The sequence below is a fragment of the Streptosporangium sp. CA-115845 genome, from assembly GCF_050943795.1.
Classification (GTDB): Bacteria; Actinomycetota; Actinomycetes; order Streptosporangiales; family Streptosporangiaceae; genus Streptosporangium.
Map to the genome: position 1 here is coordinate 5,109,385 of NZ_CP191988.1, position 13,255 is coordinate 5,122,639.

A 13,255-nucleotide genomic window follows, 5' to 3' on the forward strand; every position below is an offset into this window, starting at 1 on the left:
CACACCCATCGCCTCGGCGACGTGATAGCCCAGCGCGCCCGCCATGCCGAGCAGGAGTACGTCACGACGAAGGACCAGATGCTGCTGGCGCTGGAGCACATCGGTGTCTGGATCGGGATCCGGATGGCCGCCGTGGCCGCGCGCCGGTTCACGCCGCTCGACCTGCTGCGGGACACCGTGCTGGAGCTGTTGCCGCTGGACGAGGAGCGCAGCTATCTGAACCGCGTCGGGCCGGCGTTCCAGGCGAGCTCGGTGGTGGACGACGACCAGGCGGCGGCGATGCGGGTCGGGTACCCGGCCCTGCTGTCCTTCTTCGCCGAGCAGATCATCTGAGGTGCTCCAAGGATTCCGGACAGACCACTCGCTAGGGTGGTAACAGTCCGAAGGAGATAGAAACATGCCGAAAGGTTCCAGGCGTAGGTTCAGCCAGGAGTTCAAGGACGAGGCTGTGCGCATGGTCCTCGATGGCCCCCGTACGATCGCCGAGGTCGCCAGAGAGTTCGGCGTCCACGACACCACGCTCGGCAATTGGGTGAACACCTACAAGCGAACGCGTGCGGAAGAAGAACCGCACTCCCTCAGTGGCCCCGAGCGCGCCCGGTTGCGTGAACTCGAGCGGGAAAACTCCGAGCTCCGCGAGAAGCTTTCCTTCTTGAAAAAAGCCGCGGCCTTCTTCGCGGCCGAGAACAATCGGTGACCGCGAAGTTCGAGTTGATCGACGCGGAGAAGGCCAACCATAAGATTGTGAAAATGTGCGACTGGCTGGAGGTGTCCCGCTCGGGGTATTACGAGTGGCGCGACCGGCCCGCCTCGGCGACCGCGCAGCGTCGCGACCTGCTCCAGGACCTGATCGCGGGCATCTTCTACGAGCACGAGGAGGTGTACGGCTACCGGCGCGTCCACGCCGAGTTGCTGCGCCGCGGTGAGCGCTGTTCGGCTGAGCTGGTACGGGTGCTGATGCGCGAGCTGGGCCTGCTGCCGGCGCAGGTGCGGCCCTTCACGCCGAAGCTCACCGAGCAGGGCGCCTTCCGGGGCATCCCCGACCTGGTCAGACGCGATTTCACCGCCGTCCGGCCCGGCGTCAAGCTGGTAGGCGACATCACCTACATCCCGACCTGGGAGGGGTTTTGCTACCTGGCCACGGTGATCGACTGCTACAGCAAGGCCGTGGTGGGGTGGGCGATGGCCGATCACTACCGCACCGAGTTGATCACCGAGGCGATAGAGAACGCGGTACAGGCCTTCACCATTGAAAAGGACGCGATCTTCCACTCCGATAGAGGGTCGAACTACACGTCCGATGAATTTGGTGCCGCACTGAAGAGGTTGGGTATTCGGAGGTCCGTTGGCCGTACCGGCATATGTTACGATAACGCCATGGCCGAATCGTTCTTTTCGGCGTTGAAGAACGAGTGGCTGAAACGGTATGTTTTCACCAGCCGGGCGAAGGCTCGCCGAGCCGTGATCCGTTATATCGAGGGCTTCTACAATCGGCGCCGACTTCATTCATCTGTTGGTTACCGGACGCCATTCGAAGTCCTCGACGAGTACACAGCACTTCAGTCGGTGGCGTAGCTCACGGCCGCAGATTCCGCTGTCCGGAATGATCTCAGCCCCTCACACGCCGTCGCCACTCCGCCAACGGACAACTCAGCCCCGCCGAATACGAGCGACGCCAAGCCCTCAAACCCATTCACGAAGACGACTATGCTGCCGCGTAGCCGAAAGCCCTGATGCGTCTACCGAACCGGGGCAACTCCAACCGGCTCGACCACCGCCGCAACGGTCGAGCGCTTCCTTTCGGCGGGTTTCATCCGCGCCAGCGATGATTCAGCGGCAGATGTTGGGGCGCCGGTTCCTTGAGGCGGGGAATTCACTGATGCTGGCGGCGGCGTGCTCGTTGCTCGGCGGCGTCGAGTGCGGGTGTGAGTGGTGCGAGCGTGGTGCGGAGCAGGTCCGGTAGCGAGCCGGACGGCACGACGAGCCCGCCCTTCGTGAAGGACGAGGTAGTCGTTTGCAGCCACTGCTCGAGTGCCACACGGACTGCAGCGGCCACACTCGCCGCGAGCACACGGGCGGTGTGCGGGTCGGTATCACCGAGGCGTTCGGCGATCGCGTCGGTGAGGGGATGTTCGATCGCGGTAGTGGTTTCGACGAATGCGTCGCGCAGCGCGGGGCGGGTGGTGATCAGCAGCAGCGCGTCCCGGCCAGGTTCGCCCGTGGCGGTGTACTGATCCACGATCGCCTCGATGACGGCGTCGGCGAGCCCGACGCCGGCGGGCCGGTCGGCCACTGCCGCCGCGACCCGCGCTTCCCGTTCGCTGGTGACGGCGGCGACGATCGCCTGTTCCCGGCTGGAGAAGTAGTTGTTGTACGTCCTCGGTGAGACGCCGGCGGCCTCGGCGATGTCGTCGACGCGCACGTTGTCCGGGCCACGTTCAAGAGCCAGCCGCAGTGCCGCCGTGCGCAATGCCTCTCGGGTGGCCTGCTTCTTCTGCTCGCGCAACCCCGTCCGTCTCGTCGTCACCGTCTCAGCATCCCAGTTTGAATGCGGGTGCGCAAACTTGCGTGCACGCAAATTTCTTTCTAGCCTGGGGTCCTCCCCCTGACAGGAAGGATCAGAACAATGAGGGCCAAGGGCATCAGCTACGACACCGGCTTCGTCCGCAATGGAGAGTTCTCCCGCGAGCGCTTCGACCCGGACGTGGTCAAGCGCGAGCTGGGCATCATCCGGGACGACCTGCACTGCACCGCGGTCCGCATCATCGGCGGCGATCCCGAGCGGCTGGAGCTGGCTGCGACTTACGCCGCCGATCTCGGACTGGAGGTCTGGTTCTCGCCCTACCCTCTGGAGCTGACCACCGAGGAGATGCTGTCGCTGTTCACCGACTGCGCTGAGCGGGCGGAGCAGCTCCGGCAGCGGGGCGCCGAGGTCGTGTTCGTCGCCGGCGCTGAGCTGAGCCTGATGAACAAGGGATTCCTGCCGGGCGACACCCAGGAGGACCGGCTCGAACTGCTGCTGAACCAGCGGGATCGCCTGGCCGAGTGGGTCGGCGAGCTCAGCGCACGGGTCAACGACTTCCTCGGCAAAGCCGTGGCACTCATTCGCGAGCGATTCGGCGGCAGGATCACCTACGCCGCTGTACCACTCGAGCACGTCGACTGGGCGCCCTTCGACATCCTGGGCGTGGATCTCTACCAGTCGGCCGAGGTCGCCGATCGATTCACCGAGAGCGTCCGCACCATCGTCGCGCAGGGGAAGCCGGTCGCGATCACCGAGTTCGGCACTGCCGCCTACCGCGGCGCCGGCGACCGGGGCGGCCGCGTTCTGGAGGTCGTCGAGTTCAGCGAGGACACCGGCGCGCCGATCCGGTTGAACAGCGAGTACGTCCGCGACGAGTCCGGCCAGGCCACATACCTGCGCGAGCTGCTGGAGATCTACGACGCCGCAGGTGTCGACAGCACCTTTGTCTTCCTCTTCGCCCTCGACAACTTCCCGCACCGCCCCGACTGCGATCCCCGCGACGACCTCGACCTGGCCAGCCTCGGCATCGTCAAAGTCCTCGACAACCGCCGCGGGGACACCTACCCCGACATGCCCTGGGAACCCAAGGCCGCCTTCACCGCCCTCGCCGAGTACTACCGCGGCTGACCACGTCACAAAGACCGCAACCTGAAGCCAGCCGCTCTATCCGTCCTGCCCTTTCCGCGCGAACAAAGGAGTACACGTGATCACAGATGTCATCGTCGGCGGCGGTCCGAACGGGCTGATGCCGGCCTGCGAACTGAGCCTGGCAGGAGTCCGGCCGGTCGTGCTGGAGCGGCTGCCGGCGCCGAGCGAGGAACCGAAGGCGAACGGATGGAGCCCACAGCACCACGCGCAAGCTCTCCGGCATCGAATTCCCCGGCATCACCTATGGATCGCAAGTCGTAGGCGTTGACCCGGGGCACGTACGTGTTCTGGCGTATTCGGTGTCCCACCCCCACGTGGGCTGTCTCAACCAAGGCAGGACCGGACGGCCTTGGCCAGGTTCGACGCCCGCGGGTCGTCGGGCCGGAAGTTCCAGAGGTTCGTGACATAGCCGAAGCCGACACCGGCATCGAGGTCGCCGAGGGCGATCGATCCGCCGGAGCCCGGGTGGCCGAACGACCCCGGCCCGACCATCGGCGCCGGAGGGCATGCTCGCCAGAACCCCAGCGACATGTAGGCCGGAGGGCATGCTCGCCAGAACCCCAGCGACATGTAGAAGGAGCGGTCGGCGGGGATGTCCAGGCCCGGCGGCAGCCCGTACATCCGCGTCTTGTCGGTCTGGACGACTGTCATCCTCTCGACCGTTGACAGATCGAGCAGCCGAACCCCGTTGACGTCGCTGACCGTGGCGGCGTACATCCGCGCCAACGAGTGCGCGTCCGCGAGCATGTTCGCGGCCGGGAACTCCGCCGCGCGCCAGGCACGCGTCACCATGTACTCCCCGGACGTGTTGTCCAAGGCGCCGCCGAGCTCGCCGGCGCGCATCTGGATCGAGCCCGGGCTCCACATGGATTCGACCCATGCGGTGACCGTATCCGCATCGAGCCCAGTAGCCGCGATCATCCCGGCGAGCAGCTCCTCCACGCTGAACGCATCGGCGAAGTGGAGCCGGGCCACCCGTTCCTCGTGTTCCTCGGGCAGCCCGATCCAGGCGCTCAGCCCGAGAGGGGCGGCCACCTCCTCAGCGAAGAACGTGCCGAGTGACTTGCCGGTGATCCGACGCACGACCTCCCCGACCAGAAACCCGTAGGTGACGGCGTGGTAGACGTGCTCGGTGCCCGGCTGCCACAGCGGCTTCTGCGCCTCGAGTGCACGGGTGACCGGGTGCCACGCGCACGCCTGCTCGAACGTCAGTGGTCCGTCGACGAGCGGGAGACCGGCCTGGTGTGACAGCAGCCAGCGCACTTTGATCTGTTCCTTGCCGTTGGCGCCGAACTCCGGCCAGTACCGGGCCACCGGGGCGTCCAGATCCAGCTCACCGCGCTGTGCCAGCATATGGGCACAGATCGCGGTGGCGCCTTTCGTCGTGGACGCGACCTGGACGATCGTGCTCGGGCGGGTGTCCACCAGCCGAGCGCCGCGGGCGACGGCGGCTTCGGCGGGAGACAACCGGCGTAACTCGGCGCGCGCAGCGGCAAGCAGGCTGTCGACGGTCAGGGGCCCGATGTTCTCCTTCGGCTCACCCATCGAAGAACTCCGCCAGCACCGGTCGACGGGTGTTACTTCTCGGCCGTGCCGGGTTTCCCGCTGATGGACTCCTGATAGATGTCCGCGTAGGTGCGCGAGTCCTTGATCAGGTTGTCGCAGAAGGCAGCGACATCGTTGCCGATGAGTTCCAGGACTCCCCTGTTGGCCGCGACGCCCTCCTCGAAGAAATCGACGATCCCTGAGAGCAGGGACCCGTCAAGCAAGTCGATCGGTCCAACCTTGAAGATGTACCTCTGAATCTCCTTGTAGACGATCTGATAGTCCGGCGGGAGCGCCTTGACCCGCGCCATGTGCGCCCGCCACTGCTTCTTGCCCTCGATGATGTCCTGGATGCCCACGTCAGCCTCCTAGCCGGCCCAATTTCCTTGCGACGTTCCTGTTCAACTGCTCGCGCCACCGGTCGCGATAGCTCCGCGCCCCTTCTCCGCCGGCCAGCGCCGCGCAGAAGCCCCCGATGTCGTCACCCAGCACCTCGTGAATGCTCTGCCCATCGGACGCTGTCTCTTCGAGAAGCCTCAGAGCATTGTCGAGAATCGGCATCAGGTTTCGACCTGTGAAGTCCGAGTAGAGAGAAAGATGACCCTTGATCTCTTCCCACGCCGCCCGGTGGTCGGCCGGCAATGCCTCGGCCCGGACTTCGAACGCCTTCCATTCCCTGGTGAGATCGCTGCCTGTCATGGTCTCCCAGAAGTTCATCTCCCGCCCTCCTTGAGCTTGTCGATCCGTGATGTGATGTACTCCCATTTAGCCCAGAACGTTGCGAGTTCTTCGCGCCCCGCGTCGTTGAGCGCATAGAACTTGCGCGGCGGGCCCAGCCCGGACGGTCGTTTCGTCGCCTGGACGAGCCCGTTCTTCTCCAGCCGCAGCAGGATGGTGTAAACCGTCCCCTCGACGACGTCGGCGAAGCCGAGTTCGTTCAGCCGACGCGTGATGGCGTACCCGTAGGTCTCCTCGCTGCCGATGATTTCAAGCACGCAGCCCTCAAGCGTGCCCTTCAGCATCTCCGTCAGGTCGTCCATCGTGGGTCCTCTTCGATCTCCTGGTACTTCGTACTACCGAGTACCACTATACGGTACCACGGAGTAGTGAACCATGCCTAACAAGCGGCGAGCACAGATCGCGGAAGCGATTCGAATCATCGGCCCGCGACTGGATACTCGACATCACCACCTGGCCCGGCGACGTCGGCTCCTTCGTTGGCGCCATGGTCTGGCTGGTCTGCCCCCTCGGCAGGTCGAGATCATCGGCCGGAACTGGCTGGTCGGCGAACTGGTACGTGCCGGGCTGGAGGTCGCCGATCCCGTCCGGGACAACGGCGTCGATCTTCTCGCCTCCGCGCCGCACTTCACCTGGACGCTGCCGCTGGGGTGACAGGGACCCACCCCCGCCGGAAAACCGTTTGAGCCTTCCTTCCGCGTTCTCGTACGCTGCCTGCGGCCCCGTCGCAGTGAGGACAGAGGACAAAACCGCGTGACCCCGCCTGCTCTTTAGACCTGACACCTTCTTCCGCTCACCTTCAAGCCGACCCTCCCGTCGGCTCTGCCGGGCTGCCCGTGTGCGCCCGGTCATACAGCGTTTGAGGTCGCGCGCAATCGGCCTCGTGTCAGGTCTAGAGAGATCATGTCTTCACAACCTCATACTGTGCTGCCCTGGGTCGTTCGTCGGACCAGGCTGCCTCTGCTGTCGTTGCGGTGCGTGGACTGCCGGTCGGAGTCGGCCACCACCGGCGAGGGCAGGTTCCGCGTCAACGCCAACGGCAAGCTGCTGGACGTGTGGCTGCTGGTCCGCTGCGTGTCCTGCGATCGGACGAGCAAGCTCACCGTGCACGAGCGAGTACCGGTCAGATCCTTCGATCCAGCCGAGCTCGACGGCTACCACGCCAGCGATCCGGAGCTGGTGGCGTCCAGGCTGTTGGATCCGCTGCTCGCCCGGCGCAACCGCTTCACCCTGGACTGGAATGGGGGTTGGCGGCCGGACACCCCGTCGGCATGGCTCGACGAGGCGTGGCCGGTCCAGGTGGAGGTCGTCTTCGAGGACCCGGGCCGGTGCGCCTGGAACGGCTCATCGCGCAGGGGCTCGACCTCGGCGGGAACGAGGTGCTGCGCCGGATCAAGTGCGACATTCCGCTGCGCCGTCCGACGAGCGCCGGGTTCACCTTTACCGTGATGGCCAGGGACTAGCGGGCATGTAGCGATTCCACCAAGCAGTCGAACGGCCCGCGCCGGAAGAAGGATTCCCAGCTCACGATAGCCGTTTGTTATCTCGCAGCTATTCGGGACTCTCTCGGCGCCTGGAGATCGAGTCCTGCGGCGAGTGGCTTGCCGGCGGCGTCGCCGAGGAGCCGTCGTACGGCCCGCAGACGGGGAGGCTCCGCGTCAGTACGGGGTGAGGACGCAGAACTCGTTGCCTTCCGGGTCGACGAGGCACGTCCACGGGACGTCGCCCTGGCCGAGGTCGATGTCGGTGGCGCCCAGAGCCCGCAGCCGGGCCACCTCCGCCGTCTGATCGTCACCGGGGTACGGCCGGAGGTCGAGATGGACGCGGTTCTTCACGGTCTTGGCGTCGGGCGTTCGGAGGAACTCCAGATACGGGCCGACGCCCTTGGCGGAGCGCAGCACCGCATGATCGTCGGTCACCTCGTGCAGGGTCCAGTCCATCGCATCGCCCCAGAACCGGGCCATGGCCCGCGGATCCGCGCAGTCGGCTACCACCGCGGCCATCGGCCCGGTGTTCTGGTAGGTCGATCGAGGCTCCAGCACGCAGAACTCGTTGCCCTCCGGGTCGGCGAGGACCGTCCATGACACGTCGCCCTGTCCGACGTCGGCGGGCGTCGCGCCGAGAGCCTGAAGGCGCGCGATCAGGTCCGCCTGATGGGCCGCTGAGATGGTGGCGAGGTCGATGTGCACGCGGTTCTTCACCGTCTTGGGTTCCGGGACGGCGATGATGTCTAGGCAGACGGCGATGGGGTCGGGATAGGTGAAGCCCTCGGGTTCGAGGTTGGTCACGCCCGGTTCCTCGCTGGAAATGGTCCAGCCGAGCGCCTCGGCCCAGAACCGGCCGAGTGCGGAGTCATCCCGAGCATTCATCGCAATCTGAACAAGCCGCAGCGCCATGCCGCCGACCGTATACCCGCGTGGATGAACCGCGAGGAACCGCACGTCTTCGGCTCAACCGGCGGTACCGGGCAGATCGGGGACTTCGTCGCGCCCATGCCGGTCCCCTTCGACCTGGCCACCATCCTGTCCGGCTGACTCCCGTCGACGCCTCGCCACCGGCCGGGGCCGAGCGGGACAATGTCCACCTCGGCGTCTACCTCGGCCCCGCCCGGCGGCGCGAAGGTCGCCGAGCGCCGGATAACTCCGTTGCCCGATCAAGAGCCGATCGGGCAGCATGGCGGCCATGCGGCGCCGTGAGTACACCGATCCCACCGCGCTACGCGCCATGCAGGGCCTGGCCGCCCGAAGTTTCCCGGCGACCGGATACCGGCACATCGGTGACCTCACCTGGAACTGGTGCCTGTCCCTTGACCGGGCCGCGCAGTGCCCGACGGCGGTCTGGACGCAAGAAGAGCGGACGCTGGCCTGGGGCTGGCTGGAGCCACCTGACAGCCTGATGCTGCAGGTCGACCCGGACCACCCGGAGCCGGCCGATGAGGTGCTCGCCTAGGCCGAGCGAACGGCCCGCGGCTCGCTGAGCGTCGAGGTCGCCGAAACCGAACCGCATCTGGTCACGGCACTGGAGCGACGCCGCTACACCCCTGTCGTCGACGGCCCGTTCATGGTGTGCCTCGACCGTTCGCTCGTCGGCAGGCAGGACATGCCCCGCCTGCCGGACGGCTACACGATCCGAGCTCAGCGCGACCACGCCGACGTGGCCGGCCGGGCGTCGGCGCACCGCGCCGCCTTCGGATCGACCCGGATCACCACCGAACGCCACGCCCGGATGCGGGAGACCTGGCCTTATCGCCCCGAACTGGATCTCATCGCGGTGTCTCCCGACAGTGACGTCGTCGCCTACTGCCAGGGCTGGTACGACGAGGTCAACGGGGTCGGCGCGTTCGAACCGGTCGGCACACATCCCGGCCACCGCCGCCTCGGCCTGGCCCGTGCCGTCTGCACCGCGGTAATGCACGCCTTCTCCGACGCCGGCGGCCACCGTGCCATCGTCTACTCCCGCGGAGACGCCGGCTACCCCGTCCCCAAACGGCTCTACGAGTCCATGGGCTTCACCGCGTGCACCCGCACCCACACCTATGTCGGGCGCCCGGCGGCCTGAGAGGCGACCTCGGATCCAGCTGGGTCCCTGCGGGGAGATCTCCTGCCGGCGCACCGGGTGGCCGACCACCTCGCCGATGACGCGTGCCTGCTCGGCCCGGGGCAGGGAGCGCGGCCCGGTCAGCTCGTGGACGGCGCCGGCGTGCCCGTTCCCGGTGAGGATCCACTCGTGCACGAGGGACATGGCGGCCTGGCCATTGGCGGTTGTCAGCCCCGTGCGTCGGCGAGCATCCCATGCTCGGCGTCAACGTGCCGTAACGCCGCCCGCACGCTGTCGGAACCGGCCGGCAGCAGTGGCAGCCGTACCGCGGCGGTCGGGATGCGCCCCTGTGCGTGCAGGACCGCCTTGATGACGGTGGGGTTGGGCTCGGCGAACATCGCGCTCGACATGGCGGCGAGGCGGTGACCGAGCGTTCTGGCCCGAAAGGTGGCGCCGGCGTGCCAGGCGTCGACCAGCTCGACGAATCGTGCCGTGGCGAAGTGCGCCGAGGCCAGAATGCCGCCGTGTGCGCCAAGGGCCAGCAGAGGCGAGATGAAGGCGTCGTCGCCGCCCAGCACCGCGAAGCCGGTCGGCAGGTCTGCCAGCAGTTCGATGGCGTCGGCGTCGATTCCGCCGACGGCGTACTTGATGCCGGCCACACCGGCAAGATCGGCCAGCCGCCGGACGGCATCGGCGGACAGCTGCTGCCCGGTCCGGTACGGGACGTGGTAGACGACGAGCGGAACAGGGCTGGCCACGGCCAGAGCCGCGAAGTGCGCGATGATCCCCGCCTCGCCGGGCCGCAGGAACGGCGGCACCACACTGAGCGCGGCGACCACCTCTGAGCGCCCACGCAATGCCTTCACCGCCTCCACCGTGCCGGCGCCGACCACAAGCCGGGCCGAGCGCTCACGGCACACCCGAGCGATCACATCGACGACGCCACGCTGCTCCGCGGCGGTCAACGACGTCGGTTCCGCGGTGGTGCCCAGTGCTACGACGCCCGACGCGCCGGCGTCCAGCACCTCGTGCACCAGGGCTTCCAGCGCGGTGAAGGCCACGGCACCGGTGGCGTCGAACGGGGTGATCAGCGGTACGTACACACCGGTAAGCGTCATGGTCTCAGCATCTGGCAGGTAAACCAGTAAGGTCCAGTTCACATCCCTGAACAGAACCGTAAGCTGGGCTGATGCTCGACGTGCGCCGCCTACGCCTGCTGTGCGACCTTTCCCGTCTCGGCACGATCGCCGCCGTCGCGCAGGCGCACACCTACACACCCTCGGCGGTCTCCCAGCAGCTGTCCGCATTGGAACGAGAAGCGGGCGTACCACTGCTGGAACGCACCGGCCGGCGGGTCACCTTCACCGCGGCCGGCCGGATTCTCGTACAGCACGCCGAGACGGTCCTCGCCGCTCTGGAACAGACGACGGCCGCGCTGGCCGCGCTGGCCACCGGCCTGTCCGGCCCACTGCGCATCGGCGCCTTCCCGACCGCGGTTCGTACGTTCCTCCCGGCGGCTCTGGTCGCACTGGGTCGCCGGCACCCCGAGCTAGAGCTGACCGTGACCGAACTGGACCCGGTCACGGTGCCGGACGCCCTGCGCGAGCGGCGACTCGACGTCGGGCTGCTGCACGACTACGACGTCGTGCCGGTCGAGCCGGATCCCGTTTTGGACGCGGTACCACTGCTGGACGAGACGGTGTTCCTCGCCCTACCCGGCACCGCACCCGCAGCCGAGGACACCGGCTCGCTACGAGACGTGCGAGACGCCGCCTGGATCATGGCCAGCCCCGGCACCCTTTGCCACGCCGTTACGCTGCACGTCTGCCGCAGCGCGGGCTTCACGCCCCGGGCGCGTCACCACGCCGACGACTTCGCCGCCGTGCTCGCACTGGTCGCGGCCGAGCAAGGCGTCTCGCTGGTACCGCAGTTGGCCGCCGCGCAGCCACCCCCCGGCGTCCGCCTCATTCCGCTGTCCATCCGCAGACGGACCCACATCGCCTACCGGCAAGGCGCCGCCACCCACCCGGCCATAGCCGCGTTCGTATCCGCGATCCGCGCCGAGCTTGTCACCTGAAGTGTGTAAAGGCCCTTCTTGGTAGATGGAGAGCCTTCTTTACCTGTTTTACTTGATCCTTCCCGGATAGGCGATGTCGAGTTCGATGAGTGCTTCACGCCAGCCGATGGTGCGTTGACCTTCGATGAGACGTGCGGTGCTGGGCGAGTTCTTGATCTTGCCGGTTTTCTCCTTGTGGGCTGCGCGTTCGCGGGCGCGTTTGTCCTCGATGTTGATGATGGCCAGCCAGAGGAGTTTGACCACGGCGTCGTCGCCGGGGAAGTGTCCCCGGGCCTTGGTGACCTTGCGCAGTTGATAGTTCAGGGACTCGATGCCGTTGGTGGTGTAGAGCAGTCGGCGCACTCCGGGGGTGAAGGCGAAGAACGGGGTGAAGCGGTCCCAGGCGGCTTCGAACACGCGGCCCGCCTGCGGGTACCTCTCGCCCCAGATGGAGGCGATGAAGTCGGCCAGGGCCTCGAAGGCCGCCTCCGCGCTGGGCGCGGTGTAGATCTTCTTCAGCTCGGCGGCCACGGCGGCCCGGTCGCGGCGGGCCACCGGCCGCAGTGCGTTTCTGATCAAGTGCACGACGCAGGTCTGCACGATGGTGTAAGGGAAGGCGGCGTGGATGGCGTCTTCGAAGCCGTTCAGGCCGTCGGTGCAGGCGATGAGGATGTCGCGCACGCCGCGGTTGCGCAGGTCGGTCATGACCGCGCTCCAGAACCGGGCGGACTCGCCGGCGGTGGCGTGGTCGAGCGGGGTCTTGGCGAGCCAGATGCCCAGCACGTGTTTGTCGCCGTCGGTGTCGATGCCGACCGCGAGGTAGGCGGGTTTAGCCTGCACCGTGTGGTTGTCGCGCACTTTGACCACGATGGCGTCCAGGAACACCACCGGATAGACCGCCTCCAAGGGCCGGGCCTGCCAGGTGCGGACCTCCTCCAGCACGGCGTCGGTGATGTTGGAGATCGCCTCATGCGATAGTTCGACCTCATAGATCTGGCGCAGGTGGTGCTGGATGTCGCGCACGCTCATGCCGTGCGCGTACAGGCTGATGATCATGTCGTCCAGGCCGCCGGAGACACGCCCGGCCCGCTTGGGCACCAGCACCGGCTCGAAGGTGCCGGCCCGGTCCCGCGGCACGGCCAGCCGCACCGGGCCGACGCCGGTTTGCACGGTCTTGCCGATCCTGCCGTTGCGGGAGTTACCCGTCCCGTTGCCGGCCGGATCGTGCTTGCCATAGCCCAGATGCGTCGACAGCTCGGCCTCCAGCGCGCGTTCCAGCACCGCCTTGACCAGCTCGCCCAGCATCGAGCCCTCGCCGGTCAGCCGCAGCCCGCCCGCTCCGTCACGCGAGCGCGTCAGCAGCAGGTCCAGCACCTGATCGCCGAGCAGCTCCCGCAGTGGCACCTCGCCTTCGAGCAGGGGTTTTTTCCCCGCCGTGACGAGCAGCCCGTGCCGGGCCTCCCGTCTGCTCGTGGTCGAATGTGGTGGTCAGAGCCGATGTTCCCCGTGTGTTCGTCATGATTGACGCTCCCCCCGAAGCGTTAAGATGATCTACCTTGACCATCTACCCATAGTGATCACTTCCACACTTAGAGTGATAACCCCTCCGCGCTCCACCGGCGACTTCCTCGGCCGCTGAACACACCGAGTGAGGTTCCCTCTTCGACGTGGACACCCCTGACAATGGATCTCGTGTGTGCCACGAA

The 13,255-nt window shown here is 67.0% G+C and carries 16 protein-coding genes and 1 pseudogene; 9 read left to right on the forward strand and 8 right to left on the reverse strand.

Annotated elements, in window-relative coordinates:
* The first annotated feature begins 21 nt into the window (after nt 1–21).
* Together ACQP0P_RS25350 and ACQP0P_RS25355 are read left to right on the forward strand one after the other, a co-directional pair.
* Entirely contained in the window at nt 22–333 is a 312-nt protein-coding gene (locus ACQP0P_RS25350; RefSeq protein ID WP_433358988.1) for a hypothetical protein, read from the forward strand.
* 64 nt (nt 334–397) lie between these two features.
* Nucleotides 398–1,575 (forward strand): IS3 family transposase gene (locus ACQP0P_RS25355; RefSeq protein ID WP_433358989.1). Its coding sequence is split into 2 segments (ribosomal slippage): nt 398–656 and nt 656–1,575, totalling 1,179 coding nucleotides; the frame shifts between segments, so codons are not numbered across the junction.
* Nucleotides 1,576–1,873: 298 nt separating this feature from the next.
* Here the strand turns inward: ACQP0P_RS25355 and ACQP0P_RS25360 are convergent.
* Nucleotides 1,874–2,527 carry a TetR/AcrR family transcriptional regulator gene (locus tag ACQP0P_RS25360; protein WP_433358990.1) on the reverse strand — a complete coding sequence of 218 codons (654 nt, stop codon included), beginning with the start codon at nt 2,525–2,527 and terminating at the stop codon, nt 1,874–1,876.
* A 99-nt stretch (nt 2,528–2,626) separates the two neighbouring features.
* Between ACQP0P_RS25360 and ACQP0P_RS25365 the strand changes: the two genes are divergently transcribed.
* Both ACQP0P_RS25365 and ACQP0P_RS25370 read left to right on the forward strand, forming a co-directional pair.
* Nucleotides 2,627–3,652 carry a hypothetical protein gene (locus ACQP0P_RS25365; RefSeq protein WP_433358991.1) on the forward strand — a complete coding sequence of 342 codons (1,026 nt, stop codon included), beginning with the start codon at nt 2,627–2,629 and terminating at the stop codon, nt 3,650–3,652.
* A gap of 118 nt (nt 3,653–3,770) precedes the next feature.
* Nucleotides 3,771–3,941 carry a hypothetical protein gene (locus ACQP0P_RS25370; RefSeq protein ID WP_433382091.1) on the forward strand — a complete coding sequence of 57 codons (171 nt, stop codon included), beginning with the start codon at nt 3,771–3,773 and terminating at the stop codon, nt 3,939–3,941.
* Between the two features lie 56 nt (nt 3,942–3,997).
* On the opposite strand, the gene ACQP0P_RS25375 is transcribed toward ACQP0P_RS25370, so the two are convergent.
* Genes ACQP0P_RS25375 through ACQP0P_RS25390 form a run of 4 tightly spaced genes read right to left on the reverse strand, consistent with a single transcriptional unit; the run spans nt 3,998 to nt 6,258 of the window.
* A complete protein-coding gene (locus tag ACQP0P_RS25375; RefSeq protein ID WP_433358992.1) occupies nt 3,998–5,218 on the reverse strand; it encodes a serine hydrolase domain-containing protein in 1,221 nt (406 codons plus the stop codon).
* 32 nt (nt 5,219–5,250) lie between these two features.
* On the reverse strand, nt 5,251–5,577 hold the full coding sequence (locus ACQP0P_RS25380) for a DUF1048 domain-containing protein (protein WP_433358993.1): 327 nt from the start codon (nt 5,575–5,577) through the stop codon (nt 5,251–5,253).
* Between the two features lies 1 nt (nt 5,578).
* Nucleotides 5,579–5,935: a DUF1048 domain-containing protein gene (locus ACQP0P_RS25385; protein ID WP_433358994.1), complete on the reverse strand. Its 357-nt coding sequence runs from the start codon at nt 5,933–5,935 to the stop codon at nt 5,579–5,581.
* Entirely contained in the window at nt 5,932–6,258 is a 327-nt protein-coding gene (locus ACQP0P_RS25390) for a PadR family transcriptional regulator (protein ID WP_155350237.1), read from the reverse strand. The genes ACQP0P_RS25385 and ACQP0P_RS25390 overlap by 4 nt, the downstream gene beginning before the upstream one ends.
* Nucleotides 6,259–6,331: 73 nt before the next feature.
* On the opposite strand from ACQP0P_RS25390, the gene ACQP0P_RS25395 reads away from it, so the two are divergent.
* Nucleotides 6,332–6,610 carry a hypothetical protein gene (locus ACQP0P_RS25395; RefSeq protein ID WP_433358995.1) on the forward strand — a complete coding sequence of 93 codons (279 nt, stop codon included), beginning with the start codon at nt 6,332–6,334 and terminating at the stop codon, nt 6,608–6,610.
* A gap of 249 nt (nt 6,611–6,859) precedes the next feature.
* Nucleotides 6,860–7,419, forward strand: a pseudogene (locus ACQP0P_RS25400) (DUF1062 domain-containing protein).
* Between the two features lie 195 nt (nt 7,420–7,614).
* On the opposite strand, the gene ACQP0P_RS25405 reads toward ACQP0P_RS25400, so the two are convergent.
* Nucleotides 7,615–8,352, reverse strand: coding sequence for a VOC family protein (locus ACQP0P_RS25405; RefSeq protein ID WP_433358996.1), 738 nt, complete (start codon nt 8,350–8,352; stop codon nt 7,615–7,617).
* Nucleotides 8,353–8,638: 286 nt separating this feature from the next.
* Here ACQP0P_RS25405 and ACQP0P_RS25410 point away from each other — a divergent pair, with 286 nt between their 5' ends.
* Nucleotides 8,639–8,905, forward strand: coding sequence for a hypothetical protein (locus ACQP0P_RS25410; protein WP_433358997.1), 267 nt, complete (start codon nt 8,639–8,641; stop codon nt 8,903–8,905).
* Nucleotides 8,906–9,016: 111 nt separating this feature from the next.
* The gene (locus ACQP0P_RS25415; protein WP_433358998.1) at nt 9,017–9,514 is read left to right on the forward strand and encodes a GNAT family N-acetyltransferase; all 498 of its coding nucleotides are present in this window, start codon (nt 9,017–9,019) and stop codon (nt 9,512–9,514) included.
* Nucleotides 9,515–9,720: 206 nt separating this feature from the next.
* Here ACQP0P_RS25415 and ACQP0P_RS25420 read toward each other — a convergent pair whose 3' ends face one another.
* On the reverse strand, nt 9,721–10,611 hold the full coding sequence (locus tag ACQP0P_RS25420) for a dihydrodipicolinate synthase family protein (protein ID WP_433358999.1): 891 nt from the start codon (nt 10,609–10,611) through the stop codon (nt 9,721–9,723).
* Nucleotides 10,612–10,682: 71 nt separating this feature from the next.
* Between ACQP0P_RS25420 and ACQP0P_RS25425 the strand changes: the two genes are divergently transcribed.
* Entirely contained in the window at nt 10,683–11,570 is an 888-nt protein-coding gene (locus ACQP0P_RS25425) for a LysR family transcriptional regulator (RefSeq protein ID WP_433359000.1), read from the forward strand.
* 48 nt (nt 11,571–11,618) lie between these two features.
* Here ACQP0P_RS25425 and ACQP0P_RS25430 read toward each other — a convergent pair whose 3' ends face one another.
* Entirely contained in the window at nt 11,619–12,938 is a 1,320-nt protein-coding gene (locus ACQP0P_RS25430) for an IS256 family transposase (protein ID WP_433381647.1), read from the reverse strand.
* Nucleotides 12,939–13,255: the final 317 nt, after the last annotated feature.

What these genes read in the sequence shown, in the direction of transcription:
- ACQP0P_RS25365 (WP_433358991.1), top strand. Translation starts at nt 2,627, where the DNA reads ATGAGGGCCAAGGGCATCAGCTACGACACCGGCTTCGTCCGCAATGGA.
- ACQP0P_RS25370 (WP_433382091.1), top strand. Translation starts at nt 3,771, where the DNA reads ATGCCGGCCTGCGAACTGAGCCTGGCAGGAGTCCGGCCGGTCGTGCTG.
- ACQP0P_RS25375 (WP_433358992.1), bottom strand. Translation starts at nt 5,218, where the DNA reads ATGGGTGAGCCGAAGGAGAACATCGGGCCCCTGACCGTCGACAGCCTG.
- ACQP0P_RS25385 (WP_433358994.1), bottom strand. Translation starts at nt 5,935, where the DNA reads ATGAACTTCTGGGAGACCATGACAGGCAGCGATCTCACCAGGGAATGG.
- ACQP0P_RS25390 (WP_155350237.1), bottom strand. Translation starts at nt 6,258, where the DNA reads ATGGACGACCTGACGGAGATGCTGAAGGGCACGCTTGAGGGCTGCGTG.
- ACQP0P_RS25395 (WP_433358995.1), top strand. Translation starts at nt 6,332, where the DNA reads ATGCCTAACAAGCGGCGAGCACAGATCGCGGAAGCGATTCGAATCATC.
- ACQP0P_RS25405 (WP_433358996.1), bottom strand. Translation starts at nt 8,352, where the DNA reads ATGGCGCTGCGGCTTGTTCAGATTGCGATGAATGCTCGGGATGACTCC.
- ACQP0P_RS25410 (WP_433358997.1), top strand. Translation starts at nt 8,639, where the DNA reads ATGCGGCGCCGTGAGTACACCGATCCCACCGCGCTACGCGCCATGCAG.
- ACQP0P_RS25415 (WP_433358998.1), top strand. Translation starts at nt 9,017, where the DNA reads ATGGTGTGCCTCGACCGTTCGCTCGTCGGCAGGCAGGACATGCCCCGC.
- ACQP0P_RS25420 (WP_433358999.1), bottom strand. Translation starts at nt 10,611, where the DNA reads ATGACGCTTACCGGTGTGTACGTACCGCTGATCACCCCGTTCGACGCC.
- ACQP0P_RS25425 (WP_433359000.1), top strand. Translation starts at nt 10,683, where the DNA reads ATGCTCGACGTGCGCCGCCTACGCCTGCTGTGCGACCTTTCCCGTCTC.